The organism is Heterorhizobium halophytocola (assembly GCF_017873095.1).
GTDB classification, from domain to species: Bacteria; Pseudomonadota; Alphaproteobacteria; order Rhizobiales; family Rhizobiaceae; genus Allorhizobium; species Allorhizobium halophytocola.
This window is the reverse complement of the sequence record NZ_JAGGJU010000011.1, coordinates 237,296-246,416: the sequence shown is the minus strand read 5'-3', so window position 1 is coordinate 246,416 and position 9,121 is coordinate 237,296. Positions and strand designations below refer to the sequence as shown.

The following is a 9,121-nucleotide window of genomic DNA, read 5'->3' as shown; positions in this document are numbered from 1 at the left end:
GCGACCCGATACGACAAAACACGGAAATCCTTCTCAGCATTCCTCGCTCTGGCCGCCGCAAAGATTTGGCTGCCATACTTTGTCAACAGGGCCTAAGGCTGGCTCACCGGTTCATATACCTTTTCGATCCTACGACGATTTCGTCCATGAAGTTTATGCGACCCGTGAGGATGTTGTCAGGTGGGATGAAGAGGCAACCAAGATCGACAGTTTCTATGGTGACGCCACACCCGGATTTTACGCTTCTTTTGAGGCAATCATGAATCAGTACGCCTTTCTTATTCGTTGTATTGAAGGTGAAGAGACTATGGACGAGGCTATCACAGGTCTGATGCGGTTATCCTGGGAGGCAACCTATGAGAAATCTCTTGAACGTGGCATGGCGCTGCATCCCATGTTCCAGTTCTTTGTTGAAGTGAAGGAGGAGGCCGTCTCCAGCAATATGCTGTTTGGGCCGGGTGGACGTATAAGAGAAAAAGAAATAGCCATCGCCCTCGACAGCCTGAAGCAGAGATACTCCGACGTCGACGAGAAATCTGAGGAGGGGTTTGCTATTGGCAAGATTCTTTTGGAATTGAACCCGTTCATATATGCTTCTCTGATAAATGGATTCAGGTATAAATTTACAAGTGCAAAGCAAATATATGATTTTCCATCGCGATATCGTGATAGTTTGTATAAAAATCGCCCTCTTTTGGATAGAATGAATCGCATAACGGATTATATATATTCATCCAATAGTATTGGTACTGGTGTGTCGTTGTTTTATGAGCACATTGATGATTACGGATCTGATTTAAGTGTTGTAAGTTAATGTTTTGTAGGTCTTCAAAGTTTGTTTTGTTTTGTTTTGTTTTGATGTGTTGGTCGTTGGGATGCTTTTGTTTTTTTGGGGGGGTGTCGTCCGGTTCAATTTTGTTTTGACGATATCGTGATTGGTCGGAATTTTTAAACGGAGGTCCAATGCCCCCAGCCCACCGCAAAGCCGACATCGGCTCAGCCCACGCCTGCCACTTCCCGCCCACGCCTGCGACCGGCGGCAGTCCGGATGTCTATGTCAACGGTCGCCCGCTGATGCGGGTGGGCGATGCCTATGCGGCGCATGCCGCGTGGCTGGCCATGCGGGTCCGCATCCGCGGGCGTTGGCCGCGGGATCGGCGACCGTCTTCATCAACGGCAAGGCGGCCGGCCGGATCGGTGACGCGGTCGATTGCGGAGGGTCGGCCGAGACCGGGTCATCCAATGTCTATATCGGCGACGATGGCGGCGGTGCCGGCGGCGCTGGCGCGTCGACCAGCGGCACGCCGTGCCAGAAGTCCATGGCGGCCAGTTCCACGCCCGGCGTGCGAGGATGACGGGATGGCCGTGACCCAGCGTACCGAGCCGCGGCCCGATGATGTCCGGGCTGCCCTGGAACGACAATTGTACGATCTGGTCGAGGGGGGCGCCCACCGCATCTATGTGGCGATGGATGGCGCGCGCTTTACGGCCCTGCCGGCGCGGTTGAACGCGGTCGGCATGTCCTTTCGCCCGCTCTACCGGCAGGTGCCGGGCAACGAGGAGACGGTGCTCGGCGGGCCATGGCTTGTCGATCCCTATCTGGTTTCACGCGCGCCCGTGGAAACGGCACCCGATGGCGAGGACGAGGACTTTTCCGACGAAGCGCTGGAGGCAAAGGCGGCGGAGATGGCGGCGGAGATGGCCGCCCATGTCGCGGCCGGCGATGAAACCGGCGGTGGGGTTCTCCCCTCGGATATCATCGATGATCCCGATCGGGTGGCCGAACGGCTGCGGCAGATTTTGGATGTCATCGACGACCGTCCCGGCGCTGTCTTCTGGGTCACGGACAGATCCGTCACCGCCGAGACGCTTTCCCGCCATCTGCGCCGGATCAACCAGATGCTGGTCGCCCGCAAGGACACGCCGCGAACGGTGAGGCGTCCGGGTGGTGTGGCCAAGGCCCATGCCTATGAGCGGGTCATCTTCCGCCACGCCGATCCCAATGTGATGATGCAGGTGGTGCCTTCGAATGGAGGACCGATGCGCTGGAAGCGAAATATGGCCGGCCCGGCGAAAATCAAATTGCTGGAATCCTGGAGGATAGAAACAGGACGATTCCCGATCGGCCTGCGGAAGATTTGGAACTTAGAAAGAAGAAAGAAGAAAAGTTTGATGAACGTGAGGACGGCAGCTTCCGCGATCCTTCCGATCCACCAGGCGTCAGGCGAAATCAGGACGGGAAAGCTGTTCTGCAAGATCCGAAAACAGGGGACTGGCTACCGGCTTCACAATCGACAAATAGCGAAAAAGGAAAGTTCGGGGAGGCAATGGCGGATCGCTATATGACCTCTCAAGGATATGAAAAGATAAACGGGCCTATCTCTGAGGTGACCGATGTGGGCCATAACGGTATTGACGGTGTGTATAGAAAAGACGGGAACCCACCGAGCTATGTGGTCGCTGACGCAAAATATGGTAGCGCTGGATTGGGTACGCTCTCGGATGGTACAAAACAAATGTCTCCAGCATGGGGCCGAGGTCGGCTTGAAGATGCGGTGGGCGAAGAGGAGGCGTTTTTGATAAACATGCAGGGATTTGATCCGCAAATATTGCAGGTAGATAAGTACGGAAATGTGATAAAAAAGAGTCTTAAGAATAGAAAGTGAAGACAAGAGGGCCAATGAGAGATTCAATTAAAGATTTAGCGTATTTTAATGATTTAATTCGGTATAAAAAAAATTTTTTACATAATTACTATAAGGCAATGAACGATAATAGTATTGATTTTAAAAAAAGAATAGGATTTTAATATGATTATTTTTGAAATTCCAGTCATTTGGCGATTGCTTCCTACTCCTCGGGTTCGTCAGTTAATGAGTTTGTCGAGTATGTGGATGGCGCGATTGAAGCGCTAAAGTATTTTGTGGAGTTTGGTCAGCAAGATCCTGACTATTTCCTCTATGGCGATGGAGGCGGATATTCGGGCGGGTTCGATATGTGGTATCGACTTTTGGCTTGGTGTGTCCTTTTTGAACTTCCCCGAGAGAAGACGGATATCGTGCTGGACTATCTCGTCCTTCAAATGCGCAATCCCCATCATGCCACCGATGCGCTGGCGAATAAGATGATCAAGGCTTTAGGTTACCCGGGGCAAGATGACACGGATCATCTGCTCTGGCCCGACGCCTATGAGCCACTCTACAGGTGCTTCAAGGTCGAGGCCTATAGAGATCGCCAACTCGAGGCCTTCATGAAGACTTGGTATCGCAAGATGGGAGATACGTATTGGTTCAATAACCACAAAAGTCGGCACAATACGTATTTTGGATACTGGTGCTTTGAAGCTGCGGCAGTAGCGAAAATCTTGAACATCGATGACTCCAATTTAAGAGAGCATCCAAATTACGCATATGATGCCAGTGCTCTGATCCCCTGAAACTGGACCGTTTATAATTGGAGTTTTCCGCGATAGCCTCCCGGCTGGGAGAAGGAGCGGAAGCATGAAGGCATCGAAGTTCTCGGACGCCCAGAAGGCGTTCATTTTGAAGCAGGGCGATGATGGTGTGCCGGTGGCAGAGATCTGCCGGAAGGCTGGGATCAGCCAGGCGACGTATTTCAATTGGCGCAAGAAGTATGCGGGTCTGTTGCCGGATGAGATGCGTCGATTGAAGGCTCTGGAAGATGAGAATTCCAGGCTGAAGAAGATTGTCGCCGAACGGTCCAGTTTCAGGGGATCAGAGCAATCGGAAACCTCTAAAAACCTCCCCTTCGTCCGGTTTTCGTGATTCAATCCGGCATGCGCGATTTGCGGGGAACAGATGATGCGTGGGCAGCCTGGGTTTTGGGATTTGGACGAACGCTAAGAGCGGCTGAGCGCCGTTGGCGATCCGCTTGAGAAGCTGAAGAGCATCATCCCCTGGCCGGTGTTCGAGAAGCCGTTGGCTAAGGCGCTGAAGCGATCCGACGGATCTAAGGGCGGGCGCCCGCCGTTTCCGGCGGTGCTGATGTTCAAGATCCTGGTGCTGCAGGCGCTCTATAATCTTTCCGACGACCAGGCCGAGTTCGTCATTCAGGACCGGTTGTCGTTCATGCGGTTTCTCGGGCTCGGCCTTTCCGACAAGGTTCCGGATGCCAAGACGATCTGGCTGTTTCGTGAAAGCCTGGTGCGGGCCGGTGCCATCGACAATCTGTTCTCCCGTTTCGACAAACATCTCTCCCGGTCGGGCTATCTGGCCAAAGGTGGTCAGATCGTTGATGCAACGATCATCCAGGCACCCAAGCAGCATAACAGTCAGGACGAGAAAGATGCGATCAAGGCTGGTGATATCCCGGACGAGTGGAAGGACACACCCGCCAGGCTTGCCCAGAAGGATCGGGATGCGCGTTGGACGGTGAAGTATTCCAAGGCGAAGCAACCGACACAAACGCCGACATCAGCCGCGACCCGGCAGCATGACATCGCCATTCCGATGTTCGGTTACAAGAACCATGCCGGCATCGACCGGGCGCATGGGTTCATCCGGGGATGGATGGTGACGAGTGCGGCCGCCCATGACGGCGCTCAACTCAGGAACGTCGTGACCAAGGACAATACCGCTTCGACCGTCTGGGCCGATAGTGCCTATCGTTCGAAGACCAACGAGGAATGGCTGAAGGACAATGGCCTGAAGTCGGACATCCACCAACGAAAACCGAAGGGCAAGCCAATGCCGGAAACGATGTCGCGGGCAAACGGGCGACGATCAAAGATCAGGTCCGCCGTCGAGCATGTCTTCGCCAGGCAAAAGGACAAAATGAAGCTCTTCATCCGCACGATTGGCATCAGCAGGGCGAAAGTGAAGATCGGCATGGCCAATATCGCCTAAAACATGCTTCGCTACGTCTTCCACGAAGGACGCCGTGCCGCCGCATGACGCTGACCGCTCCGAAGGGGCGATGACATCACGAAGCCCGGCCCGAAATCGGAAGAAAACGCCGCCAACCGCCATCAGGCCGCGCCGCCGATCACGAATTCAGCGGTATTTCGAGGTCTCCAATCTCGTGAAGGGACCCGGTTGGCAGGTAGAGGCATTGGATAAGCGTTATATCTTGGGCTATCAGTATCTCCTGGATGAGTATGTCTTTCGCAAAATTAGCTAAACCTAAGATGAGCTGCCCTCTGCGGCTCGATCAATTGGATTTTTGGCCGTGGGACGCCGGTGATGCTGAGGGAGCTCTGACGGTCTGGACTGAGGCACTCGCGCTTCTGCCCGAGCCTCGCCGCCGCTGGGAGGCATTGCTCTGGCTCAACGCCTCGATAGGCGACGCGGAACGCGAGCGCGGGAACATCGAGGCAGCCCTTGCAGCCTTCGAGGAGGCCGCCGCATCTGCCGGAATGGAAGGGGTGACCAATCCCTTCGTTCTCTGGGGGATCGGAGCCTGTCTCTACGATCTCGGCCGTGTCGAGGAGGCGACGGATCCCTTGCCGCGCGCCTACATGCTGGAAGGCGAAGAGATATTCGAAGACAGCGATCCCCGGTATCTCGAACATCTGCGCCAGCGCGGGCTGATTGACCGCTGAGGCCAATCGCCTTTGATATCTGGCGAAGTCGGACAAGTTCTCAAATCGGCAAATTTGAAACCGATAAGGGTACGTCATACGGCGCCAAGGCGGATGCATCTTTGAGTGGTAACCTGCTGAATTGGGAGAATAAGCTTGTCGGCAACGGTGCAATACCTGCTGAAGGAAAAGTCACGGTCGCTGCCGCGACAGCGGAAGCCAAGGCAGCTGGAGAGGCGACGGTCAATTTCGCGGAAGGTGAAGCCACGCTAAATGGCGAGCTGGGGCTGGGCGTAGAGGTCGGATCCATCGCGGCGGATGGATCGGTCAAATTAATACCAGCCCGATGGGCTGACTATCTATGCGATCATACATGGCTTGGAGGCTGGGAATGGTCGGAACAACTCTGCCGCTATGTTGAAACTAACGAATATGATTACGGGCTTGTTCTTGGCGGCAGCGTACAGGGGGCGGTAGGCGTTTCCGGGAAGGTTAAGGGGCGGGCGGAATATAAGGACGGCGTCTGGAGGGCCGGCGGCAAGGTAGGTATCGTGCCATTAGTAGGTGGTAGTGTTGGCGGCAGTATGGAAGCTGGGAAATTTGGAAGATGACAGATTTAGCTAAAACGGCACTCATCTTAAGTGTTCTAAGCTTTTCAACACTTTGCGTGGGTGGAGCATCTGGTATGTCAAGATATATTGATGGAAAAATGGCCTATGAGCCCATAAAAATTTGTAATAACTCCAGTATTCAAATAGTAACAGCTCCATTTTCAACCGAAAATGAAATGGGAGATGATTACTCATGCGGGAAATTTTACATATTTGTTGATTCGGACTCCAATAAGAGAATCGCATTCACAGGTGCAGTTTTATACAATGACCTAATTGATAAGGAAAAGTACTCGGATTTTCGTCGGTGGCTTGCAGAATTTTTATTGAATGCTGGCAGCAATGAGAGAGCGTCTTTCCAGTTCAGCTCCCTGGGAAAGTCAGAAAGACAAGGATTTCAATATGAAAAAGTGAAATCACAGTTCGGAGACGCTGGCGCGCCGTCATCGTGGCTGTATTGGGATATTGGTATTCAGGTCTATGGCAAAAAGACAGTTGCTCTGGACAAGGCTGTGCCAGCGCTGGCTGTCGAACCCAAATATCAAGGTGTTTTCAATCCTGAGGAGAAAGAGTCTATGCATAAGTTGGTGTTGGAGCTCGATCGTTGGGAAGATAAAAGTCTAAATCGTTTAATTGCGACGATGCCACCCAACTGAATATTCTGATTATCTAAATTGAAAAATTATCTTTTCGCCTGAGGTTCCAAAGATGCCCCCAGCCCACCGACGCGCCGACATCGGCTCCGCTCATGGCTGCCGCTTCCCGCCGAGCCCTGCGACCGGCGGCAGTCCGGATGTCTATGTGAACGGTCGCTCGCTGATGCGGGTGGGGGATTCCTATGCGGCGCATGCCTGCCTGGCCGGTCATACGGGTTCGCATCCGCGCGCGCTCGCGGCCGGATCTGCCACCGTCTTCATCAACGGCAAGGCGGCCGGCCGGATCGGCGACGCGATCGATTGCGGCGGATCGGCCGAGACCGGGTCTTCCAATGTCTATATCGGCAACGATGGTGCAGGTGGCGGTGCGGTAATGCGGGCGCGTCGACCAGCGGCACGCCGTGCCAGAAGTCCATGGCGGCCAGTTCCACGCCCGGCGTGAGAGGGTGTTCGCGTGCGGCAGTGCGTTGCGTGGCCGGAAGATGGTAAGCCGGATAAGAACCTTTAACGACCGCTTCGGTAGCTGGCAGTTCTGACCTTAATTATTCAACCCACTTTGATGGGTTGAATAACTTGGAAAAATGCATTATTTGAACCATTGAAAGGGTCAATTAATGCGCCTAACGCTCCAAACCCATTTTGACGGTGAGTGGCATCACGCCGCGACATTGGAACTCAAAGACGACGCGGCCGGCTTCCAGGGCGCGTCCATCGTCGATTATGATCTCGACTATTTCGTCACTGTCGCATCGGCGGAGTTTGCGGCTGGAAAAACGGTCCGTGATCATCGCGCCTTATCCGTCCGCTATCCCGTCGATCTCGAAAATCGATATAGCCGCAGCTGGCCGCCCTTCCTCTTGGATCTTATGCCTCAGGGGCATGCACGGCGAAAGCTAGCCGAGCACCTCGGTCTTACGGAAGGCTCGCGCGCTTCTGATCTGCCACTGCTTCTCCGATCGGCGACAGGCGGCGTCGGCAATATCCGCATCAAAGAAGCGGCGGACGCCGAAGCTGAACGGCTGTGCGGTGTCGAGCGCCAAGGTGTGACAGAGGCGGAAATCCTTGAGCGGTCGGATCGCTTTATGGAAGTCGCCGACCGCTTCGGAATGCTGGCCTCCGGCTCAAGCGGCCTGCAAGGCGAATGGCCGAAGGTCTCTATGACTCAGGCGAATGACGGGCTCTATTACCCCGACAGCTTCGTGACCGATGATGAGGCCGTGCGCCACGTCATTGTCAAGCTGGTACGCAGCAACGAGCCTGTGGATCGCCTGATCCTCGAAGGCGAAGCCCTCTATTCGCGGATCGCTCAAGAATTAGGTCTGAATGTTAGCGAACCTTCGACCTATGCCGAAGGTGTCCTGATCATTCCCCGGTTCGACCGAAAGAACAAAGAAGGCGGCGGAACCGTCCGACTGGGGCAAGAAAGCCTCGTGTCCGCGATCGGTGTTGCCGATTTTGGCCATGTCGGCACGCATGAGGCCTATATCGACGTTCTGCGTCAATATTCGGCCGATCCCTTCGCGGACATTACCGAATACCTGAAGCGCGATATTGCCAACCTCGCGCTTGGCAACCCCGACAATCATGGCCGGAACTCAGCTCTCAGCAAGCACCAGGATGGCACAATCCGCCTGTCCCCGCTCTTTGATTTCGCACCCATGCGGCTCGCCAAGGAGGGGATTGTTCGCTCCACCCGATGGGCGATGATGCGTGACGGTGGTCGCGATCATCTTCCCGATTGGAAGCGTATTTGCGCTGAACTGATGCCTGATCCTGCTGAGCAGAGAGCGCTCGCAGCTACGCTTTCCGGTTTTGCCGAACACCTGCGCCAGGCTCCGGCCATGGCGAAAGTTATGAGCGCGCCTCCGGACATTCTGGATCGCGCGATGGGGCGCTGTATCGCGATAGCGGACAGCGTTTTGGGGGCGTGTCAATGATGGTGAAGGACCGCTAGATGGCTCGATGGAAGAAGCCGACGAAAGAGGAGATCCTTGAAAACCGAAGAACACTGGCGGAGCGTGCTAGAAACGGTGATTTACGGTTGCCTGAAGCGGTTGTCGAAATCCGCAAAGGGTTCGGCATGACGCAGGAGGAGTTCGCCAAGACGCTGTCTCTCACCAGGCGACAGGTTGCGGAGATCGAAGCCGGCACGGCGAACCCAACGCTGGAAACATTGGGAAAAATAGGCCGCTTGTTTGGGTTTAGCGTCGGTTTTATATCAAAAAGCTGAGTTCCACGAATTCTAGCGCTCAGATGTAGAGGGATATTGACGGATCGCCACCGCAGGTAAACTGGACAGAAGAGTCCTCGATTTG

General features: G+C 54.5%; 12 protein-coding genes and 2 pseudogenes. All 14 read left to right on the top strand.

Translation table 11 applies throughout. The features are described from left to right. Positions 1-96 (top strand): annotated as a pseudogene (locus J2Z17_RS25610) (IS5 family transposase); the annotation flags it as partial. Positions 97-259: 163 nt separating this feature from the next. Beyond that, on the top strand, positions 260-814 hold the full coding sequence (locus tag J2Z17_RS19680; protein ID WP_377300171.1) for a hypothetical protein: 555 nt from the start codon (positions 260-262) through the stop codon (positions 812-814). A gap of 295 nt (positions 815-1,109) precedes the next feature. Beyond that, entirely contained in the window at positions 1,110-1,355 is a 246-nt protein-coding gene (locus J2Z17_RS25280) for a PAAR domain-containing protein (RefSeq protein WP_245224215.1), read from the top strand. Positions 1,356-1,359: 4 nt separating this feature from the next. Further along, on the top strand, positions 1,360-2,346 hold the full coding sequence (locus J2Z17_RS19670) for a hypothetical protein (protein ID WP_209947375.1): 987 nt from the start codon (positions 1,360-1,362) through the stop codon (positions 2,344-2,346). Beyond that, on the top strand, positions 2,328-2,666 hold the full coding sequence (locus J2Z17_RS19665) for a hypothetical protein (protein WP_209947372.1): 339 nt from the start codon (positions 2,328-2,330) through the stop codon (positions 2,664-2,666). The genes J2Z17_RS19670 and J2Z17_RS19665 overlap by 19 nt, the downstream gene beginning before the upstream one ends. Before the next feature lie 170 nt (positions 2,667-2,836). After that, entirely contained in the window at positions 2,837-3,436 is a 600-nt protein-coding gene (locus J2Z17_RS19660) for a PoNe immunity protein domain-containing protein (protein WP_209947370.1), read from the top strand. 64 nt (positions 3,437-3,500) lie between these two features. After that, a pseudogene (locus tag J2Z17_RS19655) lies at positions 3,501-3,716 on the top strand (transposase); the annotation flags it as partial. Positions 3,717-3,869: 153 nt separating this feature from the next. Next, positions 3,870-4,865, top strand: a complete 996-nt coding sequence (locus J2Z17_RS19650) for an IS5 family transposase (RefSeq protein ID WP_245224239.1) — start codon at positions 3,870-3,872, stop codon at positions 4,863-4,865. 308 nt (positions 4,866-5,173) lie between these two features. Beyond that, a complete protein-coding gene (locus J2Z17_RS19645; RefSeq protein ID WP_209947368.1) occupies positions 5,174-5,560 on the top strand; it encodes a tetratricopeptide repeat protein in 387 nt (128 codons plus the stop codon). Positions 5,561-5,661: 101 nt separating this feature from the next. After that, positions 5,662-6,150 (top strand): hypothetical protein, encoded by a 489-nt coding sequence (locus tag J2Z17_RS19640; RefSeq protein ID WP_209947366.1) that lies wholly within the window; start codon positions 5,662-5,664, stop codon positions 6,148-6,150. Continuing rightward, positions 6,147-6,806, top strand: coding sequence for a hypothetical protein (locus J2Z17_RS19635; RefSeq protein ID WP_209947364.1), 660 nt, complete (start codon positions 6,147-6,149; stop codon positions 6,804-6,806). Before J2Z17_RS19640 ends, J2Z17_RS19635 begins: the two co-directional genes overlap by 4 nt. A gap of 52 nt (positions 6,807-6,858) precedes the next feature. Then, entirely contained in the window at positions 6,859-7,248 is a 390-nt protein-coding gene (locus tag J2Z17_RS19630; RefSeq protein ID WP_209947363.1) for a PAAR domain-containing protein, read from the top strand. Between the two features lie 172 nt (positions 7,249-7,420). Then, a complete protein-coding gene (locus J2Z17_RS19625) occupies positions 7,421-8,743 on the top strand; it encodes a type II toxin-antitoxin system HipA family toxin (protein ID WP_209947360.1) in 1,323 nt (440 codons plus the stop codon). Between the two features lie 17 nt (positions 8,744-8,760). Next, positions 8,761-9,036: a helix-turn-helix transcriptional regulator gene (locus J2Z17_RS19620; RefSeq protein ID WP_209947358.1), complete on the top strand. Its 276-nt coding sequence runs from the start codon at positions 8,761-8,763 to the stop codon at positions 9,034-9,036. The last annotated feature ends 85 nt before the right edge of the window (positions 9,037-9,121 follow it).

Coding starts and splice junctions, on each gene's coding strand:
- J2Z17_RS19680 (WP_377300171.1), top strand. CDS start 260: ATGAATCAGTACGCCTTTCTTATTCGTTGTATTGAAGGTGAAGAGACT.
- J2Z17_RS19670 (WP_209947375.1), top strand. CDS start 1,360: ATGGCCGTGACCCAGCGTACCGAGCCGCGGCCCGATGATGTCCGGGCT.
- J2Z17_RS19665 (WP_209947372.1), top strand. CDS start 2,328: ATGGCGGATCGCTATATGACCTCTCAAGGATATGAAAAGATAAACGGG.
- J2Z17_RS19635 (WP_209947364.1), top strand. CDS start 6,147: ATGACAGATTTAGCTAAAACGGCACTCATCTTAAGTGTTCTAAGCTTT.
- J2Z17_RS19630 (WP_209947363.1), top strand. CDS start 6,859: ATGCCCCCAGCCCACCGACGCGCCGACATCGGCTCCGCTCATGGCTGC.
- J2Z17_RS19625 (WP_209947360.1), top strand. CDS start 7,421: ATGCGCCTAACGCTCCAAACCCATTTTGACGGTGAGTGGCATCACGCC.
- J2Z17_RS19620 (WP_209947358.1), top strand. CDS start 8,761: ATGGCTCGATGGAAGAAGCCGACGAAAGAGGAGATCCTTGAAAACCGA.